The organism is Bacillus sp. AY3-1 (genome assembly GCF_008368785.1).
GTDB classification, from domain to species: Bacteria; Bacillota; Bacilli; order Bacillales; family Bacillaceae_G; genus Bacillus_A; species Bacillus_A wiedmannii.
On sequence record NZ_QORZ01000009.1, the window covers coordinates 109,393 to 132,926 of the forward strand.

Below are 23,534 nucleotides of genomic sequence, written 5' to 3' on the forward strand. Positions count from 1 at the left end.
AATTATGTAAAAATACCTTATTGGTACTTTTTCCACACACTTTCAAACTGCTCTTCGTTAAAACCAAGTGTTACATTCGTTCCATTTGTTACGATTGGACGTTTAATCAACATGCCATCAGATGCTAAAAGTTCGTACATTTCGTCTTCACTTGCATCCTTTAACTTATCTTTCAGACCAAGTTCGCGGTAACGCATTCCACTTGTATTAAAGAATTTTTTTAATGGTAATTCACTTTTTTCATGTAAATTACGTAAATCTTCTTTTGACGGTGGATTTTCAACAATATGAATCACCTCATATGCTACATCGTTTGCCTCAAACCATTTCTTTGCTTTTTGACATGTGCCACACTTTGGATATGAATAAAATGTTACTGTCATAAATTCACCTACTTTTTTACTAACCTTTACCTTTATCATATAGAAAACGTTTTATTATTTCAAACGATTATTCGCTAAACTTTTACTTATTTCGTGATAAATTTTAATAATCCTGCGAATTTTCCTTATTTTCCCGCCATTTGTTAAGAAAAAAATAAATATATAATTTTTTTAGATTTTTCTCTCATTCTGTACCGAACGTATATATTAAACAAGCATTTGATTAATTTCTTATTTTTCGTTGTTAACCTTTGAACTGCATTGATCCTTTCTTACCGAACATACATCTTAAACAAACGTTTGATTAATTTCCTATTTCCCTTTGCTAACCCTTGAACTACATCGGTTTCTTCCTACCGAACATACATCTTAAACAAACGTTTGATTAATTTCCCATTTTTCTTTGTTAACCCTTGAATTGCATCGATTTCTTCCTACCGAACATACATCTTAAATAAACGTTTATTTAAAAAAATAAGAAGCCTCGTTTACAGGCTCCTTCATCATCTATTCAAATAATCTGCGATGGTTTGAAATACGACAATATACATATTATGAATACTTTCTTCTGTATTTCCGCCATTAGATAAACCAACTGCCCATTGTTGTCCTTCACCACTTCCGATATTTGCAAACCCTTGCGTATACATAGCATTTACATCTTTTCGTGCACTGTTATACTCTATCCCTTTTGTAATAAAAATCGAATATGATTTATCTTGCAAACCGATAAAAAATACTGGTTTCTTTAGCGATGAAAATACATTTTTATATTGCTCTGTTGAGGCTTCTTGAAAGTGATCTTTCATTATTAAAAAACCATCCACTTCCTTAGATTTCTTTTCCAGTTCCTCTAACTTCATTTCCTCAAACTTTATATTCCTAAACGTATCTTTCGGCTTTTCTCCAATAACTCCAATTACGAGTGCTCTTCCGTTATATTCTAATTTCTCTCCTTCTTTATCCTTTGCACACCCAGCACTCACTAGGCATATCAATATAAAAAATAAGAAATACGATAAACGCTTCATATAGCACCCTCCCCTTCTTTTAAGTCAAGTGACAAAAACGTAAGGTGAATTCAAGAAAATGTAAGTAAAATCGATAGCTCAAATGACGTTTCTATATTATAATCAATTGAATTTACTTACATTACTAAACATAGGAGATTATCATGAAGAAATTTAAACTTTCATCTTTTCTTCCGTTAAGTTATATACTTCTACTCGTACTCGTAAGTCCCCTTTACGATGTATTAAATAAATCTACTGTACACGCAGTAGATGTCACAACTGTAGTAGATGATTGGATTCCATTTGTGAAAGCATTTATTATTCCTTATTTACTTTGGTTTCCTTACTTATACGGCGCACTTATTTATTATTGCTTTGCGGATCGAAAACAATATTATGTCACTTTAAGTAGTATAATTTTTGGAAAACTTGCTTGTTTTTCTATTTATTATTTTTGGCAGACAACTGTACCACGTCCAACAGTCGTTGGATCAGACGTATTTTCCGAACTAGTCCGCTATATTTATAGTATCGATCAACCGGTAAACTGTTTCCCTAGCATTCACGTTCTTACTACATTTGTCATTATGCTAGCTGCCTTTAAACGTAGAGAACAACATGCTTTTGAATATTACATTCTTACCTTCTTCGGTACGCTTATTATTTTATCAACGCTATTTACGAAGCAACACGCATTTGTAGACGCCATTTCTGGAATGACGCTTGCAAGCATACTTTACTTCGGCGTTCAGCTTTTATTAGCAAAAGAAACTGTACGTGTTCCAGTAAAACAAAATCACAAAATGTAAAAAGCAGACTGTGGCTTCCAGTCTGCTTTTCTCTATATAAAAGGAGATTTTCAATTTAAGATTGCGGTACAGTCATATCACCAGAGTGAATACGACCTGCTTTTTTAAGAGCAATGTAAAGTATATAAGAAACAGCTACTGGAATGATGATATAAGTGATTACCATCGCTGGGACAACTTCCCATCCTTCGCTAGAAATTAAATTAATTGGTGCGATAAGAGAACTTAATCCAAGACCTGCAATTTCTTTTCCTGCTTCTAGTTGGAAAATTAATGCGGATACTGGACCAACTATAGCACTGGCGACGACAGTTGGGACGAGAATTACTGGATTTTTGGTGATATTTGGCAACTGTACTTTCGGAGTACAAAGCGCTTGAGCTAATATGCCGCCTAAATTATTTTCTTTCGCTGAGATTACAGAGAATCCGATAAACTGAGCAACGCAGCCTGCAAGAGCAGCACCACCTGCAACACCGTCTAAGCTAAGTGCGATCGCTAACGCAGCTGATGAAGCTGGAGAGATAAGTAATAGTCCCCAAACGACTGCAATGACGATAGAAGCGATAAACGGGCTACCAGCTGAGCTATCTTTAATGAATGCTCCAATTGTATTTAACACAGGAGTAATATTATGAGATAACCAAATACCAACTAAACCAGAACCTAATATTGCCGCAAATGGAACGAGCATCATATCTAACGCAGTTTTTCCACTTAAACGTTTACCAATATATACAGCTAAAGTCGCTGTTAATAATGCACCGATTGGCTCACCTGTTTTAATAATTAGACCTGCTTCAGTAATTGAAATGGATCCAGCACCAATCGCTCCAGCTACCATAGCCGAGAAGATTACAAGACCATTTGCACCGAGCATAAAGGCAATTCCGGCACCAATGGCTGGTGCCATAAGTGATTTTGCAACAACTCCGATTGTAATAAGCAACGGAATATCAACAATTCTTCCTATATTTTCGATTAGTAAACCAATTCCGAGGGATACGAAAATACCTTGTGCAATTCCAGCTGATGCTTTAAATACACGAGACATTATATATTCCTTCATTTGTTTCACCTTCTCCTATAAGTTAGTAACCAATTGTTTTCATATAATCACGTAAAATATCGTTTGATTTTGCGAATCGAGATTCTTCATCCTCTGTTAAATTTAGCTCTACAATTTCTCTTATACCGTCTCTAGTAATAATAGCTGGTACTCCTGTACAAATATCATATTCACCGTACTCACCATCTAAAATGGCTGATACAGCAATTACACGGTGATCATCGTTAAAGATTGAACTCGCAATATACGCTAAAGAGTTTCCGATTCCGTAATAAGTAGTACCTTTTCGTTTATAAATTTCCCATCCAGCTTTTGCAGTCTTCTCAACAATTTCATCTAAATCTATTTCACCAAATTGGTCTTTTTTCTCTTCTAAAATTTGTAGAATTGGTTTTCCTCCAACAGATACATGTGACCAAGCAACCATTTGAGAATCACCATGTTCTCCTAATGAATACCCATGAATACTACGAGGATCTACATGTAACATTTCAGATAAAATTGTTCTTAAGCGAGAAGAATCTAATGATGTACCTGTACCGATTACGCGATTTCTAGGTAATCCAGATAATTTCCACACTTCATATGTAATAATATCAACTGGGTTCGATGCGATTAAGAAAATACCATCAAATCCACTTTCCATTACGCCACCAACAACGCTTTCCATAATCTTTGCACTCGCTCCTAAAGTGTCTAAGCGACTTTGTCCAGGTTTTGGTGCTGGTCCTGCTGTAATAATAGCGATGTCCATATCTTTGCAGTCTTCATAGCTTCCTGCATATACTTTTGTTCTTGTATTTGTAAAGTTAATGCAGTGTGATAAATCCATTGCTTCCCCAACTGCACGTTCATGATTTATATCAATTAATAATAGTTCTTCGCAAATGCCTTGATTTACAATGGAATATGCACAACTTGATCCAACTAATCCAGTACCGATAATTGCAATTTTTCTTGTATTTCGTTTCATGGCAATCTCTCCTAATTGATCATATAATCTATCTCTTTTGTTCTTTACACCCCTAATTATATAGATTCCCACGATAGAAACCATGGATACTTTGTGAAATATTGAGCAAACTTTTGTCCTTTTTGTGAATTGTTATATTCCATTTTCGTCATATTTGTTACAACTGAAAAAATATTTATTATATATTTATTGACATGCCAAAAATAAAAAAACGAGCGACTTCATTCGCTCGTTTTTTTATCCCATTATTCCGCACTTAATTGACCTTTTAATTGCTGTACAATCATTGGGTTAGCAGGTGCAGCTGGCTTATAATAACTCTTTTGCTTTGCGTACTCATACATATTACGTTGACGCATCTCATCTTGATTACGAATTTGGATTAACGTTTGATGTAACTGTTCATTATCAGACTGAGCAATATAATTTGCATAACTTGTTAAACTTGCATTTAATCCTGCTAAATAATCATTTACCATATCTTTTTCATTCATTTTCCGCTTCCTCCTATCCTAGGAAAGTCATTAATTGCTGTTTCGTATTTCGTGCATCTTGCGCATCCTTTTGTAACATTTGTTTCAGTTGTGGATCTGTACACGTCTGTGCATACTGCTCCAACTTGTTAATAATTGTTGCATGTCCACCAATTAAATGGCGTAAGTTTTCTACTTCAAGCTCTGTTAAATTTTGCATATAACATACCCGCCTTTCTTTGTTCATTCATCATTAGTATTTGGTTCTTTTTGGATTGTATTCATCAACTTTTCCCACATATAAACAAAATAAAAGATGAATAGCTAGGCCATTCATCTTTTCTGCTAAATATTTTATAAAGAAACAATCATACTTATACTCACAAGTAGGTTCCATACAATATGTAAAATGATGCTAGGTACAATAGATTGTGTTTTCTTATATAACATAGCAAATACAATCCCCATAATCATTGCCGTAACCGGAAAACCACCATGAAGAATCCCAAAGATAAAGGAAGAAATAATGATACCAACTAGAAAACTATATTTCTTTTCAAAAAATCGATACAAAATACCTCTATATAAAATTTCTTCTTTAATTGGTGTAATTATAGCAACACTTAACACATATATAATACTTTGTAGACTATTTTGAAGTCCTAAGCTCCCTAATTGATCTCGTTGCTGCTCTGCACTTTCAAAGCTAAACAACTCTAACATTACATACTGAGTTAATGCAATGATGATAAAACCTATTAATAAATACAAGTAGGTTTTCCCATTTTTTAAAACAGATACATCCCATATATTCTTAATAAAATGCAGCACTGGTTTATAAGCAAATAAAACAATAGTAACAACAGCTGCATCAAATAGAAGTAAATAATATCCCTCTAAATTAGCACGTAATACCTCTTCTCCAAAAATTCCAAGGGCTAAAGCAAGGAATAATCCCCCTAAGAGTGAGAACCCTAGAATGCTTGCAATCGTTACAACTAGATTTTTATATGTTATGTTATCTACTTCTCTTTCTGCATTATACGCGTCTAATACTGTTTTTCTCATACTATTCCTCCATTTGTTTTCATTTTCCCTAATGAAAATCCCTTAATGTAAATATAAAGATAATATAACAAAATTTTCAAAAAGAATAATATGCAATTTTACATATTATGAAAATTTTATATTCTATAGTTTTAGGAATTAGATTGCTATACAATAATTATTATATGAATTGTCAAAAAATTCTATACAGCATAACCCTCGCATCATATAAAACTTATTAGTTAAAGGAGCAATGAACATGAAAACACATGACTTCCTTACAGAAATCCAGAAGGGCTCTGAGCCAAGTCCATATCAAGATCCTATTGCATTTATTTTCGTTTGCCTTCCCTTAGCCATATACACATTTTTCAAACCTGCAAAATAATATCATTTAATGAGAAAAAGCCTACCATTCTTTTGGAATCATATGCACTAAAAAAACCTTAGAATCACTTCTAAGGTTTTTAATTATCCCGCTTCCTATTCACTTTCGCATCACATGTAATCCTTTAATAAACGTTTCCAATAATACATGTAAACTTGTATCTAAATCTAGTGGCAAACCAAATCCACCCTGCTGTTCAATCGACGCAAATCCATGACAAATACTTCTGAATCCACGTGTCGCATGAAGTGCATTCTCTCCTTCTAAACCGTACTGTTGTAACACCTGAAGACAAAGCTTTACAATTCCGTCACCTGCTTTTCTTACTTCTTCATCTCGTAAAAAAGTTGCTTCATACAGTCCAGGATGTTTGCGTACGAATGCTACATACGCTTCTCCCAAAGCATGAATTGCTTCATCCATCCGTTTACCCTCGGCCGCTTCTTCCAGTCTGTTATACAGCTGTTTGATTCCGTAAATGCCAAGATTTTTCCGTACATCTTGTAAACCTTTCACATGATTGTATAGCGAGGGTGAACGTACCCCTAATGTTTGCGCTAATGAAGCTAACGTTACTTCTTCTATTCCATTTGCATCTGCAATTTCTGCTGCTGTTTCTACAATTTTCTGTAATGTAAGTCCGATTCTCGGTGACATAAATTAGCCCTCTTTTCTACTTTCTATATTCCGCTTAGCTTCCTTAATAGCACGTTTTATGACAGTGCCTGGATTCTTTATCATTTTTCCATGTCCTGCCGCAAGCAAGGAAGGCTCATATTCGCTTAGCTTCTCTGCACTTTGTAATGATATTTCTTTGCTCCACGTTGCCAGCGCAGGAAACGGAAACCAAAATTTCATTTGTCCCGAAACAGCCATACCTCCTCTTGTTTGGAAGGCATCCCCGACAATAAGAGCCTTATTTCGTACATCAAGAAGCGATATGGATCCTGGCGTATGTCCCGGCGTCATAATCGTAAGAAGCGATCCAACTCGGTCGCCATCTTCCAATAAAACATCAGGTACCGTTTTTACCTTTTTAGGTACACCGCCTTTTATCGGTATATTCGGTTCATCCTTTTGTAACGTCGTATCTCCTTCTAACAGCTTTGCGTCCCGCTTAGAAATATAGACTGGAACATGAGGAAGTACTTCCTTTAATGCGTCTAATGCACCGATGTGATCATCATGCGCATGTGTTAATACAATCTTAGTAATTGGTTTTCCTATTTTCTCAGCCGCCTGTAAAATACCTTTTGCGCTATATGGCAAAGCTGCATCAATTAAAGTTAAACCATCTTCTTCCTCCACAAAGTAACAATTCACTGGAAACACTCTTGGCAAAAATGACAATTGATATACCGTTTTTTCATGTATCATTCTCATATTTCCATCTCCCTTTTCACGAAAACTAATACCATTAGTTTTATTATACTAATGGTATTAGTTTTGTGTCACTAAAAATTTCATTTTTACAAAAAAAAAGAAAAGTAGCCGTTTATACGACTACTTTTCTTTACAGCTATTAAACTGTGTAACGCTCATCTTCTAAAATTTTCGCAGCGATTTCACGTTTCTTCGGAATTACGTTAAGTGGTGTGTGGCGAGTTAATTTACGTAATGATGATAACATCATGCGCAGCATGTCGCCGTTTTCAACTGCGATAAGTGTTTCTTTCGCATCTGCTTCGATTTCGTTGAATGCTTCTTGGCAGAATACTTCAGTGTATAACACTTTTTGTTTATTCTTTTCAAGACCAGTTGTTTTAATTGCTTTTTCTGTACGAAGAACAGCTGACTCCATTGCGTAAAGGTTGCTTACGATGTCAGCGATATTCACAAGAATTTCTTGCTCTTTATCTAATGCTTTACCGTATTTTTGAGCAGCTAATCCAGCTACCATTAAGCCGATTTTCTTCGCGTTAGTTACTAAATATTTTTGAAGTGCTAATGGCTCATCGCCTACTTCTTCTGGCATCATCATCATTAACTCTTCTTGTAATTTTTGTGCTTTTTGAAGAAGTGGTAATTCACCTTTCATCGCTTTACGTAAGAACGTACCTGGTACGATTAGGCGGTTAATTTCGTTCGTTCCTTCGAAAATACGGTTAATACGAGAATCGCGGTACATTCTTTCAATCTCATACTCTGCCATAAATCCGTAACCACCGTGAATTTGAACACCTTCATCAACTGTATAATCTAGTACTTCAGAACCGAATACTTTATTTAAAGAACACTCGATTGCATATTCAGCGATAGAAGCTGCTACTGCTTTACCGTCCTTTACTTCCTCTTCAGATAATGTGCTCATGCGGCTTTCGAATAAACCTACTGTACGGTATACAGAGCTTTCAGCTGCATATGTTTTCGCTGCCATATTCGCAAGTTTCTCTTGAATTAATGGGAAGCGAGCGATTGGTTGTTTGAACTGTTGACGTTGATTTGCATATTGTGCTGAAATTTCTACTGCACGTTTCGCAGATCCAACTGTACCAACACCTAATTTATAACGACCGATATTTAAAATGTTGAACGCGATAATATGACCTTTACCGATTTCACCAAGTAAGTTTTCTTTCGGTACTAATGCATCTTCTAAAATTAACGTACGAGTGGAAGAACATTTAATACCCATTTTCTTTTCTTCTGGGCTTGTAGATACGCCAGCATATTCTTTCTCTACGATAAATGCTGAGAAGTGCTCTCCATCAATTTTTGCGTATACGATAAATACGTCAGCGAATGCAGAGTTTGTAATCCATTGTTTTTCACCATTTAATACGTAATGTGTACCTTCTGCATTTAAACGTGCAGTTGTTTTTGCACCTAATGCATCAGACCCTGAACCTGGCTCTGTTAATGCGTATGCCGCTAATTTTTCACCAGTTGCAAGTAATGGTAAATACTTTTTCTTTTGCTCTTCGTTACCGAATAACACGATTGGTAAAGATCCGATACCTACGTGAGCACCGTGAGTAATTGCAAAACCACCAGCGCGAGAGAATTTCTCTGCGATTAACGCTGAGCTTACTTTATCAAGGCCAATTCCGCCGTACTCTTCTGGTACGTCAGCGCCTAATAAACCAAGTTCCCCAGCTTCTTTTAAAAGACGAACAGAACGATCAAACTCGTGTTGCTCTAAATATTCAAGCTCTGGAAGAACTTCATTTACGATAAAGTCCTCTGTCGTTTTTGCAATCATTTTATGCTCAGATGAAAAATCCTCTGGCGTAAACACTTGATCAATCGTAATCTCATCAACTAAAAAGCTACCGCCTTTAACCGCATTTCCTACTGTTTTTTCCATGAAAATTTCCTCCTTCATATTTTCATAAGCAGCTTCTTTCTTTTTGAAAGAAGCTGGCTCTCAATTTTATTTTTTATAAACCTTTGTTGCTTCCATTCTTTGTATTGACGGCGTCTCGTTCTGAACGAGCCACCTGCACTTTTTATAATCTAGTTCCAGCGGCTAGAATGTTCAGTGGCTTCGCTTCTTCCTGCGAGGCAAAGAGCGCCTCTACGTCTGAAGCTCCATCCCCCTCACATTCTGAGCGAGCCGCTTCCACTTTTTTTCATAATCCAGTTCCAGTGGCTAGAACAGTCGGTCGTTTCACCCCTTCCTGTGAGGTAAAAAGCGCCTCTACGTCAGGGCTTCCAACGCCCTCCTGTTCTGAGCAAGCCACTTCCACTTTTTTATAGTAATTCAAACACTCCTGCTGCTCCCATTCCGCCGCCGATACACATTGTTACGATACCGAATTGTTGGTTGCGGCGTTTCATTTCGTGAATAAGAGATAGTGTTAGTTTTGCTCCTGTACAGCCAAGTGGATGTCCAAGTGCTATTGCACCGCCATTTACGTTTACTTTTTCTTCATCTAAACCAAGCTCACGAATAACTTGGATTGATTGAGAAGCGAATGCTTCATTTAGTTCGAATAGGCCAATATCAGATAGCTCTAAACCAGCTAATTTTAACGCCTTTGGAATTGCAGCGATTGGGCCAATTCCCATTACTTCTGGTGGTACACCAGCTACTGCAAATGAACGGAATTTCGCAAGTGGTTTCATGCCATCACTCACTGCTTTTTCACGATCCATTAATAGTACAGATGCTGCACCGTCACTCATTTGTGAAGAGTTACCCGCTGTTACAGAACCACGAACGTTAAATGCTGGACGTAATTTACCTAAAATGTCTAGCGACGTTTCTGCTCTTACACCTTCGTCTTGTGCGAAAATGATTGTTTCTTCTTGCAGTTTATTGTTTGATCCAACAGTACGTAACGTTACATCTACAGATACTGTTTCATCAGCAAAGTTTCCTGCAGCTAACGCTTTCGCAGCACGTTGATGACTTCTTACTGCAAAGGCATCTTGCTCTTCACGAGAAATTCCATATTTCACAGCAACTTGCTCTGCTGTATGTCCCATACCCATATAATATTCTGGAGCTGCTTCTACAAGGCGACTATTCGGACGAACAACGTGTCCCATCATTGGAACTAAACTCATTGATTCCGCTCCGCCTGATAATACCGCTTCAGAGTGCCCAAGCATAATGCGCTCTGCTCCGTAAGCGATACTTTGTAACCCTGAAGAACAGTAACGGTTAATTGTAATAGCTGGAACATCGTAAGAAAGTCCTGCTAATCCGCCGATATTACGAGCCATATTTAACCCTTGCTCTGCTTCTGGCATTGCACAACCGAAAATTAAATCGTCGATTGGACCTTCATAATTCGCACGCTTTAACGTTTCCTTTACTACTAACGCCCCTAGATCGTCAGGACGAACTGTTTTTAATGAACCCCTCTTTGCTTTTCCAATTGGTGTTCTTGCTCCCGCAACAATGACAGCTTCTCTCATGAACGATATCTCCCCTCGTTATTAGTTACGTAATGGCTTTCCTTTTACAAGCATGTGCTGCATTCTTGCTTGTGATTTCATCTCACTTACTAAGCTAATAAATGCTTCACGTTCTACATCTAATAAATACTGCTCATCAACTTCTGTTCCGTACGGCACTTTTCCGCCCGCAATGACATATGCAAGTTTCTTCGCAATGTGAAGATCATGTTCAGAAATGTAACCTGATAAATGCATTGCTTCTGCACCAAGTACAAGAGTTGCATATCCTGTTTCACCAACAACTGGTATCTTTTTACGAATCGGCGCTTTATAGCCAGCTTCATATAAAGAAAGTGCTTTTTGTTTCGCATCATATAGTAAGTGATCACCATTCACACTAATACCGTCTTTATCGCCTAAGAAGTTGTTCGATACAGCTTCTTGTGCTGATGTAGAAACTTTCGCCATCGCTACAGATTCGAATACTTTATTCGCAACTTTTTGCAGATCAAACTCTACACCGTTTGGCATTTTATTTAAGTGTTTAATGTATAGCTCTTTATTACCGCCTCCGCCAGGGATTAAGCCAACACCAACTTCTACTAAGCCCATATACGTTTCGCTAGAAGCTTGAATGCTCGCTGCTGGTAAGCAAACTTCTGTACCTCCACCAAGCGTCATACCATATGGTGCTGCTACAACTGGCTTAGAAGAGTATTTAATTTTCGTCATTGCATCTTGGAAGTTTTTCACAACCAACTCAATTTCAAAGTAGTTGTCATCTTGCGCTTCCATTAAGATCATTGCTAGGTTCGCACCAACGCAGAAGTTCTTCGATTGGTTACCGATAACAAGACCTTTATAATTCTTTTCTACTTCATCAACAGCGTAGTTAATCATTTGCGTAATATCCATACCGATTGCATTGCTCTTCGAATGGAATTCTAAGCAAAGGATACCATCGCCTAAATCGATCAAGCTCGCTCCGCTATTTTTCTTTAATACGCCATTTTTCGCTTTTAATTGCTTAAGAGAAATTGCCTTTTTATTACGTTCGATTAGCTTATATTCGCCATTATCGTAATAGTAGCTATCTCCGTTATCATGTTTGTAGAAAGTAGTGAAACCTTTCTCTAACATTTCTTTCACCCAAGTCGGAACAACTGCACCGTTTTCTTCCATCTTTTGAACAGACTTTTCAACGCCAATTGCATCCCAAACTTCAAACGGTCCTTGCTCCCAGCCGAAGCCCCACTTCATCGCTTGGTCAATTGCAACGATATCGTCAGCAATTTCTTTATGAAGTTTTGCAGAGTATAAAAGAGTTGGTGTGATGATGTTCCATAACAACTCTCCTGCGCGGTCTTTCGCGTATACAAGCGCTTTCAATTTATTCGATAAACCTTTTTCTTGTTTACTTAACTCGATAGATGCAGCTTTTAATTTTTTGCGAGCTTCGTATTCCATCGTTTCAGGATTTAGTTCTAAAATTTCTTTTCCTTGTTTTAAGAAGAAGCCTTGACCTGTTTTGCTTCCAAGCCATTTTTTATCAAGCATGTCATGCATGAAAGCTGGTACTTTAAATACATCACGCTCTTCTTCTTGTACGTTTTCATATACGTTATTTGCAACGTGTACGAATGTATCTAAACCGACAACATCTAATGTACGGAACGTTGCGCTCTTCGGACGGCCAATAAGTGGGCCTGTTACAGAATCAACTTCCCCAATGCTATAGCCGCGTTTTATCATCTCTTGAAGAGTTACTAATAAACCATACGTACCGATGCGGTTTCCAATAAAGTTTGGTGTGTCTTTTGCGATAACAACGCCTTTTCCAAGAACATCTTCGCCAAATAGTTTCATGAAGCTTAATACTTGTGGATCTGTTTCTTTCGTCGGTATTACCTCTAGAAGTTTTAAATATCGTGGTGGGTTAAAAAAGTGTGTGCCTAAGAAGTGCTTCTGGAAGTCGTCTGAACGACCTTCTGCCATTTTTTCTACTGAAATGCCTGACGTATTCGAGCTTACAATAGAACCCGGTTTACGAACAGCATCTACTTTTTCAAATAGTTTCTTTTTAATATCTAAGTTTTCAACTACTACTTCAATAATCCAATCTACATCAGCTAGACGCTCAAGATCATCTTCTAAGTTACCTGCTTCAATCAGTGCTAGATTTCCTTTCACTGTCAGAGGAGCTGGTTTTTGCTTTAATAGTTTTTGCACAGCCGTATTACTAAAACGATTTCTCACACTTTTATGTTCTAATGTAAGTCCCTTCGCTTCCTCTTCTTTTGTTAGCGCAGGTGGTACAATATCAAGCAATAATGTCGGAATACCAATATTAGCTAAGTGTGCCGCAATCCCTGAACCCATTACGCCTGAACCTAGAACAGCAGCCTTTTTAATTTGGAACATCCATTTCTCCCCCTATTCTTGAATGAATGCTCATTCAATTTTTCGACATAAGTCGCAATCAATGAGTGAGCCTCTACTAATAAATATATGATACAGTTTGAATTTTCGCAATATATTTATTGATAAAATTTTCTGAAATAAATATATTTCTTTCATTTGGCTATGCTATACATGTGTATTTTCTTCATTAAAATGCACTTTTCCTTTTTATAATCTGACGAAACTGGAGGAATATATATGGCAAAACTTAAGAAGAACCCTTCAAAGGCTGGAATTAGCGCAGCAAGCGTAACTGGAAATGCAGGTCCTCATAATCACGGTGTGGAAAAGGGCCGTCAAGGTAATAACCAACAATATAAGAAGCATAATATGGGCGAAAAATAACGGTATATTTTTGGGCAGAAAACGTGGCATAATGGGTAATGGCTGCTTTTTCTGCCCAATTTATTTGTACATATGGAAAACAAAAGAGGGAACGATGATGAAACGAACAATAGTTATGATTGTAATGATTGCTACACTATTTACAGGGATGATTTTCTCCTCTTATGCACTAAGGCAACAAGCTGTAAGAGCGGATCAACCTAACATTACTGGGCAATATGGCATTACAATCGATGCAGACACAGGTGAAATTTTGTATGGGAAACGGGAAGACGAACGCTCTTATCCGGCTAGTATAGGGAAAATGATGACTACCTTACTCTTACTAGAGAATGTAAAAGAAAATGAAGAAATTACAGTTACAGAGAACGCAATTAAAACAGAAAGTCAAAGTAAGAAAATTAAACTTCGTGCCGGGGAAAAGTTAAAGCGGGATGAGGCATTAAAGCTTATGCTTATCATTAGTGCAGACCCAATAGCTGAATCCATCGCAGAACATATCGCAGGATCAAAAAATGAATTTGTAAAAATGATGAATGCAAGAGCGAAGGAACTTGGTACAAAGCATGCGACTTTCAAAAACGCAAGTGGTGCTGATGCACTTGGAAATAAAGTATCGCCATATGACATTGCTATGATTACGAAAGAAGCATTAAAGTACCCAGTTGTTTTAGAATATATGAATTCAACACGTACAACTCTACATACTTCAGAACGATCTCCAAACATCGCAAACTATGGACGAGAAGAACTATATGACGATCCATATGCAATTGGAAGTAAAAGCGGTCTATCAGCACTCGGAAAATATACGGTCGTAACAGTGGATGAAAAAGACGGTAAACGCGTCATTAATGTTGTATTATCTTCTACTCGCACGCAGCTATATCCTGATACGAAGAAAATGGCACATTACGCATTTCAGCAATTAAAATAACCAAGGAGTATTTTCTCCTTGGTTATTTTTTAACCATACCTTTTAACACGAACGCAACGTTTGCTGGACGCTCTGCTAGACGACGCATGAAGTAGCCATACCAGTCATTTCCATAAGGCACATAAACACGCATTTTGTAACCTTCTTTTACTAGCTCAAGTTGACGCTCATTACGAATACCATATAACATCTGGAATTCAAATTGGTCTCTTGGAATGTTGTGTTCTTCGGCAAGTTTTTTTGTATATTCAATAATCGCTTCGTCATGTGAAGCAATCGCAGTATAATTTCCATTTAATAAATGCATTTTAATAATTTTTTTATAGTTATCATCTACATCTTTTTTCTCCGGGAACGCTACCTCTTCAGGTTCTTTATAAGCTCCTTTTACAAGACGTAAATTAGGACTATAAGCATTTAATTCTTCCATATCTTTTTCTGTACGATATAAGTAAGCTTGAATAACTGTACCAATATTATCGTACTCAGATTTTAACTGTTTAAAGATATCAATTGTCTTTCCGCAGCGTGTATAATCTTCCATATCAATGGTAACGAACACACCATTTTCTTTTGCAGCTTCTAAAATACGGCGCATATTGTTCATTACGATTTCATCAGAGATATCTAATCCCATAGAAGTCATCTTTAAAGAAAGCTGCGAATCAAGACCTTCTCTTCCAATTGCACGGATTGCTTCAATCGATTGGTTAGCCATTTCATTTGCTTCCGCTTCATTATCAACGAATTCCCCTAAATAATCGATTGTTACACAAAGTCCTTGCTTGTTCAATTGTTTAATAGCTGCTGTCGCTAATTCAATTGTCTCCCCTGCGACAAAGCGACCTGCACCAAAGCGTAAACCGTACTTTTTAGCCAGTTTTGTTAGCGCTTTATTTTTTGACAAGAAAAGAAACGAATTTCGCATTAATTGTTCCATGTAATTCACCCCTATGACTGTAATTTATCTGTTTTTTACCCCTCTTCAAAATTATATCATTGTTTAAAATTATTGGATACAAATAATTATTTAGATAATTTATAAAATACTATAAAAACATTTAAAAACCTATATTCTCGCTTATAAATATGCAGGGAATATTTTTCGACATTTAGAAAAAACGACTTTACTAGGCACAAAATAAGCATGTCGAAAATATTCGACATGCTTATAAAACCCTTTATATTCCATGTAAATTATATAAGGATATTAATACAGAAAACTTGAGATTATATTTACCTCAAGTTTTTTATTGCTCATTTCTCTTCTCTTCATTCAACTTTTTAATATCTGTAATTAACTGTACCATCTCTTCTTTCGCATCAGGATATGTCTCATTCCAATGCTTCACTAAAGCCGGCATCGTCTTCGCTATGTAAGAATACAGTGCCCACTTCTGCACCTGTTCTTTTCTCTCTTCATTACTCTCTCCAAGTAATAGTTCCGTGTATTTTTCTAGTAACCCGTCAAATTGTTCATTAAACTTTTCACTCATCTTATTTACCTCCTATATGAAAAAAGCAGCGAAGATCGCTGCTTTTTCTTATAATTTTGATCGAACAGAGTTTAATTTCTTTTCCATCGTGCTTACTTTATCACGACGATCATCGATACGAATTGTTGTTGCAACGCGCTGTGCACCTTTCGCATATGGAACTTCATGCATTTGTTGAATTACTTCTAGAATGACAGGAAGATCTCCTTCAATTACTGTATTCATTGGTGTTAATTGATATTTCACGCGATCTGCATTTTTCTCTAGCACCTTTTGTACTTCTGCTACATATTCACTAACACTTGGATTACCAGTTCCTACTGGAATAATCGATACGTCAACAATTGCCATAGTAGTCTTCCTCCTATAATTGCTTCTTATATATCCATTGTCTATTTTACCGAAATACTTATCATTTTACTAATTTGTTATTCCTCTATTTTAAACTGCTCCACCAATCTTTCTAAGTCTCTCATATGCTCCGTCAAACTTTCCATCGTATGAGCTACCTTTTCTAGATGACTCACTTGAGATTCAGTTGCAGCATTTACTTCTTCCGAAACAGCTGCGCTTTCTTGACTTGTACTAGCAATTGTATGCATTACCGTTGTAATTTCTCCTTGCTCGTAACCGATATTATGTACCTCTTCTACAATTTGTTCCACTGAAGTACTAATCGTATTTACAACTGACATAATTGTGCGGAATTCCGTTTCTGCCTCTGTCGTAACTTTATTTTGTATATCTGCAATATCTTTTAATTTACTTACAACCTCTACAACTCGTTTTACCTCTACTTGTACATCGCCAATCATCGTTGCAATTTCTCCTGTCGCCTCTTTCGATTGTTCCGCTAACTTTCGGACTTCTTCAGCAACAACAGCAAAGCCTTTACCTTGTTCACCTGCACGCGCCGCCTCAATCGAAGCATTTAAAGCAAGTAAATTCGTTTGATCCGAAATACCTTTTATAAGCTCTACTACATTTTGAATCGATCCAACTCTTTGCTCTAACTTACCAGATGCTTCTTCTGTGTGAACAACAATCGAAGATGATTGGCCCCTTGTACGAACTAAATTACGCATCGTATTTAAGCCTTGCTTAGATGCCTCTTCAGCTTTGCCAGCCACACCTTTTATTTCACCAACCGAATTATTCATTTGTTCCACTGACTGCGCCATATTCTCGAGCTGCTCTGAAACTTCATCTACACTATTAGCAAGAGTGGACGCTCCTCCGCTCACATCATCCATTGCACCTGACACTTCTCTACTAGCGGCTACAGTTTCATTCGTTAAATAATGCAGATTATTCGTTGATTGTTGCACTGTTGATACACTATTTTTAATTTTACTTACCATTTCATTCATTTGCTCAACCATATGATTAAAATGGTTCGTCAGTTCTCCAACTTCATCCTTACTTGTCACTTTCATTTGCAACGTTAAATCACCTTCTGCTACTTTTTGAACGTGATTCGTTAATAGTTGCAGTGGTCTTGCTAATCTTCTTGAGAACAAGTATGAAGCTGCGATTCCAACTAATAAGCTAATACATGCCATTATAATGACTGTATTTCTCGTACTATTTAATAGCCCATCAATTGTTTCTTTCGGATAAAAAATTCCTATTTTCCATTTCATCAAATCAAATGACTGGCTATAAACAACTACATCTTCACCTTTTAATGTAGTGACAGCATATTTTGTTACCTCTTTATTTAAACTCTTCACAAGTGGCTCTTTCGAAACATCTTTCCCTATTTTCTCTGGGTAAACAAGAGCCATATTTTTATCATTTATAATAAACATTTCTCCGCCGTTATTGTATTGAATATTATGAAGTAACTTCTGAATTGTTCCAAGTGATACATCCATCGCTACAACACCTAATACAGATCCATCTTGAGCTGTAATTGCTTTAGAAACTCCCACACTTAGCTTACCTGTAGCAATTTCATACATAGGTTGTCCCCAGTGAACCTTTTTCACATCAGCTTCTGAGTCTTTATACCAAGGTCTTGTCGTTGGGTCATATCCTTCTGGCACTTGTCCACCTTCAGCAAGATTGGCACTTAATGTTTTTTTATCTTTCGTACCAATATATAAGTCTAAAATGCCAGGATGATTCTTTTTATACTCCGAAAACTCTTTCGTCAAAAATGCTTCTTCTTCTGAAGTAACTCCGTCTTGAAGTATATTACGAACCATCTCACTGTTCGCATAATATCCCATATCTTCATCCGTTCTTTGAACAAATGTCGTAAGTTGCTCTGTCACAAGATCCATCGTATTTTGAGAATACTGGTCTAAGGAGCGCACTTCCTTCTCTTTCTGTAATTGATACATAGCTGTACCTAATATTACGAACATCATAGAAATAAGTACCGAAAATACTACCGCAATTTTTAAACGTAAACTTCTTAACATCTTCCCCCAAGCATCCCCTTCTCGTTGTATTGTAATCGTATTAATCACTATATTAAGTATAATGGATAAAATTAAAAAATTGAAATTAATTCTCATCTCAATTTGAGTAGACAACCTACTACCACTTGTGCAAAAACAAATAGTTCATTATCCTTAAACTATATAATCTCATTCGTTCGGAGGGAACTATGTTACAAAAATTCGGTTTCTCACAATATGAAAGCCAAGCTTACGAAGTTGTCGTATCAAGCAACGAACCATTAGATGCTACAACGATTGTGAAGCACTCTGGTGTTCCAAAAGCAAAAATATATGAAGTGCTAGCACGCCTGATCGATAAAGGGATGGTAATGGATTCTGTTTCAGAAAAGAAAAAGCTGTATACAGCATTACCACTCAAATTAGCAATTGAAAAATTAACGACAGAATTCCAATCAAATATTAAAGAATTGGAAACAAATATATCAAAAAAATCATTTACAGATGACCGTGTGTGGAGCTTAAAAATGCAATCTTCTATTCGAGTTCAAAGTAAAGAACTCATCGAAAGTGCAAAAGAATCAATTCGCATTTCAGCTTGGAATGACACTCTTTCAGAATACCTTCCTTCACTAGAAGAAAAAGCAAAACAAGGCGTCAAACTCGAATCCCTTATAGTTGGAAAAGTAGAAACAGACTTAGAAAACATGCATTTTCTAATCCCAACTGAAGAACCTAACGCATTAGAACGCTACTTGCTGCTCATCGTTGACGACCGCGAAATTTTATTTGCTGGTATAGAGCAAGAGTCATGGCAAGCGATGAAAACAATGTCACAACCTTTCGTAAAGTTCTTTACAGAATTTTTCTATCACGACGTTGCACTTGCAAAAATTACAGAAAAGCATCTGGATCTCTTCATGCAAGATGAGGAAATTAAGAGTTTGTTGAGGAAGTTAAGATACTAAAAAAACGCCTCTATTACAAGGCGTTTTTTTCTACATTTCTTTTCTATTTTTCATCCTTAACACATAAGCACCAGCAATAATAAAACCAATTCCTAAAACGAATAAAGCCGTAAATTCATTGCCGACGCCGCCAGTAGCTGGTAAACGCACTTCATTATGAGTATTATGTTGTTGCATCGGCTTCACATCAGCGGAAGGTTTCACTTCTCCACTCGGTGTTGGCTTATTTGGCTTAGAAGGAAGTGATACCTTTTCTTCTTTCTTATTTTTCACAGTATGTTTAATAATTTCTCCATCCTCTTTTATTTCAAATGAGAATGTCTCTTCATTTATTACATATCCATTCGGCGCTATTGTTTCTTTATACGTGTACTTTCCGTATGGTAGTTTAAATTTCGCTATACCTTGCTCATTTGTTTTTCCTTTTACTACTTCTTTCCCTTGTTCGTTGTAGATTGTAAACTCTGCATTTGGTAACTTCGTATTCCCATCTGCTACATCTACTTTCGTTATTTCTAACTCACCTTCTACTTTCTTATCTTGAACGATATGTTTAATAATTTCTCCATTCTCTTTTATTTCAAATGCAAACGTCTCTTCATTTATTACATATCCATTCGGTGCTATTGTTTCTTTATACGTGTACTTTCCGTATGGTAGTTTAAATTTCGCTACACCTTTTTCATCCGTTTTCCCTTTTACTACTTCTTTCCCTTGTTCGTTGTAGATTGTAAACTCTGCATTTGGTAATTTTGTATTCCCATCCGCTATATTTACTTTCGTTATTTCTAGTTCACCTTCTACTTTTTTATCTTGAACGATATGTTTAATAATTTCTCCATTCTCTTTTATTTCAAATGCAAATGTCTCTTCATTTATTACATATCCATTCGGTGCTATTGTTTCTTTATACGTGTACTTTCCGTATGGTAGTTTGAATTTCGCTATACCTTGCTCATCCGTTTTCCCTTTTACTACTTCTTTCCCTTGTTCGTTGTAGATTGTAAACTCTGCATTTGGTAATTTTGTATTCCCATCCGCTATATTTACTTTCGTTATTTCTAGTTCACCTTTTATATTTTCATTTTTCAACTCTAATACAGCAGTTTCACCAGTTTTCACTTCAATTTTTTTAATACTTCCGTCTAACACATATCCAGCTGGCGCTTGAATTTCTTTGACGCTATATATACCGATTGGAAGATTCCCTAACTCCGCAATCCCCTTATCATTAGTCGTGACATTTTGTTTAAAGTTTTCATTAGAAACTTCAAACACCGCTCCTTTTAATAATTCCTTTTTTTCTCCTAATTTCATAATCTTTAAAGAGCCTACTGATTCCCAATTTACAACTAAATCTGTACTGATTTTCTCACTATTTCTTTGTAACAATACCGTTGCATTTTGAACTTTTTCCGAGCCTTTAAAAGCTATTGCTTGTAAATTTGTTAAATTAGACTTTACTTTCATTTTAAAATTACCACTACTCGTATTTTTCGGGATTAAAATTTTAAATTTTTCGTTAATTGATAATATACTTTTCTCTTCTCCATTTTCATTTACAATTCGAAGCCCTTTAGGAGCACCTTCAGGAAGTATTGTATAAGAGCCAGAAACCGCATTTGTTTGCACTGCATAAAACCCTGTTTCTAAATAATCATCTTTTTGTGTAGCAGTTTGTGGATCTACAGGATTAACTTTAAAGAATACATCTTGTGATCCAGTTTCTTTTTTTGAAGCCTCTACTAAACGCTTCATAAGATTATGTACTCGTTCATTTTTTGCAACTAAATCTCCTTCCGTTAATTCATTCGCTGCAATCCATACCGCTAATTGTGTAGCATAATGCGCTTCTTCCGTTGTCGCTACATCTAATTCAGATGGGCTTTTTTGAGGATATCCGTTCAATAAAACACGGTATACAGAATCAGATGTTTTCCCCATTTCAGGCAAATCATCCCCATTGGGTGAACGTAAATCAGGCGTTAAACAATACGCAATACTACCCGAAGCCGTTTTAATTATTTCGGTCTTTATTTCACGATGTTTCGAATTACTATAGCTCCAATCCATTTTATATGTTTCTCTGTTCATTACTTCTGCCTTTACTTGTGGCATTGCAATTCCTAATAAAATAATAAGAGCGCTTAAAAAACTAAACCATTTTCCTACCATCTTTCGTTTCATTCTCTCCACCACCATATGTAAATTTCTGTATGAAGCAATCTTACTGTTTCATTGTACTTATAGTAAAAAAAAGAGAATAGGTGGTTTTTTTGTAGTATCTTGTCGAATTGTTGAGAAAGTTCCAAAGTAATAAGCAACTTTAAAATTATTTGCTCTCATGCTGCTATTGACAAATGAATATTACATATTTTAAATTTCCAAAAAATAAAAAAGCACTTTATAAGTGCCTTCATAACTTACGAGAAACAAATTTTAAACGAATATATATTACTTATCTTTTTCTTTTATCTCCATTAACAACTTAATTATTTTCTCATTTTGCTCCACTTGTTTCTCTGAATTTTGATAGATGAAACGAATCCATCTTAATACAAAAACAACTACAACTATCGGTAATAGTGCAAGTATCATACCGAATATAGAGAAATTGAACATCATTTTCCCATCACCTCGCTACATACAACTTTCTCCACATATCAACTAAAACCTGCAAAATTTTACAATTTTTAAAAAAGAACCTATCAAACGATAGATTCTTCTTTCACGGACTGAGTAGAACGTCCTCTCGTAATAGAGAAAATCGCACAAAGCAGAGCTAATATAATAAAGCCGCCACCTACCCAAGCATTATATATAACAGATGATTTTTCAATAACAACTCCGCCTACTGTTGAACCGAGCGCAATTCCTAAGTGAAGCGCAGAGTTATTTAAACTTTGCTGAATACCAGCCGATTCTGGTGCAATTTCAATTAAATAGTTTTGTTGTGCTGGTGAAATAGCCCAGCTCAGCATACTCCAAAGTCCCATCATAATAATGAACAGTGGGAATGAGAATGTCATCATTGGCAATATGAAGATCGCACACGCAAATACAATAATAATTGAGATAATACTTTTCTTCGATCCCCATTTATCAGCAAGCAAGCCCCCAAGGCCGCCTCCAAGTACTGCTGCAATTCCGAAAATGAAGTAAAATACACTAATCCAATCCGCTTCAACATGCATCACATCTTTTAAAAATGGTGTTAAATATGCATATAGTGTTAAATGACCCGTTAAAAATAAAAATGATGTTAACTGTGCACTTACGATTTTCTTATCTTTTAACGTAGCAATTTGTTCTCTTATTGATAACACTGATGTCGGTGGTACTTTCGTTAAGAATAATGAAATACAAGCGACTGCTATAACTGTTAATACCGAAATTAATACAAATGGTGCACGCCATCCATATGCATTTCCAAGTACAAGTCCAAGTGGTACTCCAAGTACGAGCGATCCACTAATCCCCATAAAAATGATTCCAATGGCACGCGCACGAAAATGCGGTTCTACAACACTAGAAGCAAGTGTTACTGACAGTGCAATAATAAGCGAACCACTCGCTGCACAAACAACCCTTGAGAACATTAACATCCCGTAATTCACACTAAATGCTGAAATAATATTTCCGATTAAGAAAATTGATAATGCCCCAATGTATAATCTTTTTCTTTCAAATTTTCCAGTTACCGCTAATAAAACCGGACCTGATAAAGCAAATACTACTGAAAATATTGTTATAAGCTGACCAGCTGCACTAATAGATACTCCTAAATCATTGGCAACTAGATCGAGCGTTCCTCCTATAATTAGCTCAACCGTTCCGACTACGAAAGCCGCGATAGCTAAAATATACACACGAAAATTCAAGTCTTTCCCCACGCTTTCTTTTTTGGTTACTACGAC

At 36.2% G+C, this 23,534-nt stretch carries 23 protein-coding genes; 4 read left to right on the top strand and 19 right to left on the bottom strand.

Annotated elements, in window-relative coordinates; genetic code table 11:
* Positions 1-17 precede the first annotated feature (17 nt).
* Both DN389_RS05875 and DN389_RS05880 read right to left on the bottom strand, forming a co-directional pair.
* On the bottom strand, positions 18-383 hold the full coding sequence (locus tag DN389_RS05875; protein ID WP_149236903.1) for an arsenate reductase family protein: 366 nt from the start codon (positions 381-383) through the stop codon (positions 18-20).
* Between the two features lie 503 nt (positions 384-886).
* Positions 887-1,414 carry a hypothetical protein gene (locus DN389_RS05880; RefSeq protein ID WP_046955850.1) on the bottom strand — a complete coding sequence of 176 codons (528 nt, stop codon included), beginning with the start codon at positions 1,412-1,414 and terminating at the stop codon, positions 887-889.
* Between the two features lie 143 nt (positions 1,415-1,557).
* Between DN389_RS05880 and DN389_RS05885 the strand changes: the two genes are divergently transcribed.
* Positions 1,558-2,205, top strand: a complete 648-nt coding sequence (locus tag DN389_RS05885; protein WP_064476275.1) for a phosphatase PAP2 family protein — start codon at positions 1,558-1,560, stop codon at positions 2,203-2,205.
* 55 nt (positions 2,206-2,260) lie between these two features.
* On the opposite strand, the gene DN389_RS05890 is transcribed toward DN389_RS05885, so the two are convergent.
* The 10 genes from DN389_RS05890 to DN389_RS05940 all read right to left on the bottom strand — a co-directional run bounded on the left by DN389_RS05890 (position 2,261) and on the right by DN389_RS05940 (position 13,424).
* On the bottom strand, positions 2,261-3,274 hold the full coding sequence (locus DN389_RS05890) for a PTS sugar transporter subunit IIC (protein WP_149236904.1): 1,014 nt from the start codon (positions 3,272-3,274) through the stop codon (positions 2,261-2,263).
* Between the two features lie 22 nt (positions 3,275-3,296).
* Positions 3,297-4,247 (bottom strand): L-lactate dehydrogenase, encoded by a 951-nt coding sequence (locus DN389_RS05895; protein ID WP_254981117.1) that lies wholly within the window; start codon positions 4,245-4,247, stop codon positions 3,297-3,299.
* Positions 4,248-4,492: 245 nt separating this feature from the next.
* Positions 4,493-4,741, bottom strand: coding sequence for a spore coat protein (locus tag DN389_RS05905; protein ID WP_001002985.1), 249 nt, complete (start codon positions 4,739-4,741; stop codon positions 4,493-4,495).
* Positions 4,742-4,754: 13 nt separating this feature from the next.
* Positions 4,755-4,940, bottom strand: a complete 186-nt coding sequence (locus DN389_RS05910; protein ID WP_001180555.1) for a hypothetical protein — start codon at positions 4,938-4,940, stop codon at positions 4,755-4,757.
* 134 nt (positions 4,941-5,074) lie between these two features.
* Positions 5,075-5,788, bottom strand: a complete 714-nt coding sequence (locus DN389_RS05915; RefSeq protein WP_048561676.1) for a CPBP family intramembrane glutamic endopeptidase — start codon at positions 5,786-5,788, stop codon at positions 5,075-5,077.
* 466 nt (positions 5,789-6,254) lie between these two features.
* Positions 6,255-6,812, bottom strand: coding sequence for a TetR/AcrR family transcriptional regulator (locus DN389_RS05920; RefSeq protein ID WP_088123673.1), 558 nt, complete (start codon positions 6,810-6,812; stop codon positions 6,255-6,257).
* Between the two features lie 3 nt (positions 6,813-6,815).
* A complete protein-coding gene (locus DN389_RS05925; RefSeq protein ID WP_149236906.1) occupies positions 6,816-7,538 on the bottom strand; it encodes an MBL fold metallo-hydrolase in 723 nt (240 codons plus the stop codon).
* Positions 7,539-7,677: 139 nt separating this feature from the next.
* Positions 7,678-9,462 carry an acyl-CoA dehydrogenase family protein gene (locus DN389_RS05930; protein WP_000416287.1) on the bottom strand — a complete coding sequence of 595 codons (1,785 nt, stop codon included), beginning with the start codon at positions 9,460-9,462 and terminating at the stop codon, positions 7,678-7,680.
* A gap of 386 nt (positions 9,463-9,848) precedes the next feature.
* On the bottom strand, positions 9,849-11,021 hold the full coding sequence (locus tag DN389_RS05935) for an acetyl-CoA C-acetyltransferase (protein WP_001206340.1): 1,173 nt from the start codon (positions 11,019-11,021) through the stop codon (positions 9,849-9,851).
* Positions 11,022-11,042: 21 nt separating this feature from the next.
* On the bottom strand, positions 11,043-13,424 hold the full coding sequence (locus tag DN389_RS05940) for a 3-hydroxyacyl-CoA dehydrogenase/enoyl-CoA hydratase family protein (protein WP_046960008.1): 2,382 nt from the start codon (positions 13,422-13,424) through the stop codon (positions 11,043-11,045).
* Between the two features lie 237 nt (positions 13,425-13,661).
* Between DN389_RS05940 and DN389_RS05945 the strand changes: the two genes are divergently transcribed.
* Both DN389_RS05945 and DN389_RS05950 read left to right on the top strand, forming a co-directional pair.
* A complete protein-coding gene (locus DN389_RS05945) occupies positions 13,662-13,808 on the top strand; it encodes a YuzL family protein (RefSeq protein ID WP_001096344.1) in 147 nt (48 codons plus the stop codon).
* 97 nt (positions 13,809-13,905) lie between these two features.
* Positions 13,906-14,745, top strand: a complete 840-nt coding sequence (locus DN389_RS05950; RefSeq protein ID WP_149236907.1) for a D-alanyl-D-alanine carboxypeptidase family protein — start codon at positions 13,906-13,908, stop codon at positions 14,743-14,745.
* A 22-nt stretch (positions 14,746-14,767) separates the two neighbouring features.
* On the opposite strand, the gene DN389_RS05955 is transcribed toward DN389_RS05950, so the two are convergent.
* The 4 genes from DN389_RS05955 to DN389_RS05970 form a co-directional block, all read right to left on the bottom strand.
* On the bottom strand, positions 14,768-15,685 hold the full coding sequence (locus DN389_RS05955; RefSeq protein ID WP_046955846.1) for a proline dehydrogenase family protein: 918 nt from the start codon (positions 15,683-15,685) through the stop codon (positions 14,768-14,770).
* Positions 15,686-15,995: 310 nt separating this feature from the next.
* Complete coding sequence (locus DN389_RS05960; RefSeq protein WP_001290592.1) at positions 15,996-16,241, bottom strand: YusU family protein; 246 nt, start codon at positions 16,239-16,241, stop codon at positions 15,996-15,998.
* Between the two features lie 48 nt (positions 16,242-16,289).
* Positions 16,290-16,592, bottom strand: coding sequence for an MTH1187 family thiamine-binding protein (locus DN389_RS05965; protein WP_088123675.1), 303 nt, complete (start codon positions 16,590-16,592; stop codon positions 16,290-16,292).
* A 77-nt stretch (positions 16,593-16,669) separates the two neighbouring features.
* Entirely contained in the window at positions 16,670-18,670 is a 2,001-nt protein-coding gene (locus DN389_RS05970) for a methyl-accepting chemotaxis protein (protein ID WP_098802137.1), read from the bottom strand.
* 188 nt (positions 18,671-18,858) lie between these two features.
* On the opposite strand from DN389_RS05970, the gene DN389_RS05975 reads away from it, so the two are divergent.
* Positions 18,859-19,617: a TrmB family transcriptional regulator gene (locus DN389_RS05975; protein WP_149236908.1), complete on the top strand. Its 759-nt coding sequence runs from the start codon at positions 18,859-18,861 to the stop codon at positions 19,615-19,617.
* A 30-nt stretch (positions 19,618-19,647) separates the two neighbouring features.
* Here DN389_RS05975 and DN389_RS05980 read toward each other — a convergent pair whose 3' ends face one another.
* The 3 genes from DN389_RS05980 to DN389_RS05985 form a co-directional block, all read right to left on the bottom strand.
* The gene (locus DN389_RS05980; protein ID WP_149236909.1) at positions 19,648-21,804 is read right to left on the bottom strand and encodes a SpaA isopeptide-forming pilin-related protein; all 2,157 of its coding nucleotides are present in this window, start codon (positions 21,802-21,804) and stop codon (positions 19,648-19,650) included.
* Positions 21,805-22,071: 267 nt separating this feature from the next.
* Positions 22,072-22,242, bottom strand: coding sequence for a hypothetical protein (locus tag DN389_RS28370; protein WP_046960012.1), 171 nt, complete (start codon positions 22,240-22,242; stop codon positions 22,072-22,074).
* An 83-nt stretch (positions 22,243-22,325) separates the two neighbouring features.
* Complete coding sequence (locus DN389_RS05985; RefSeq protein ID WP_098189401.1) at positions 22,326-23,510, bottom strand: MFS transporter; 1,185 nt, start codon at positions 23,508-23,510, stop codon at positions 22,326-22,328.
* Positions 23,511-23,534 lie beyond the last annotated feature (24 nt).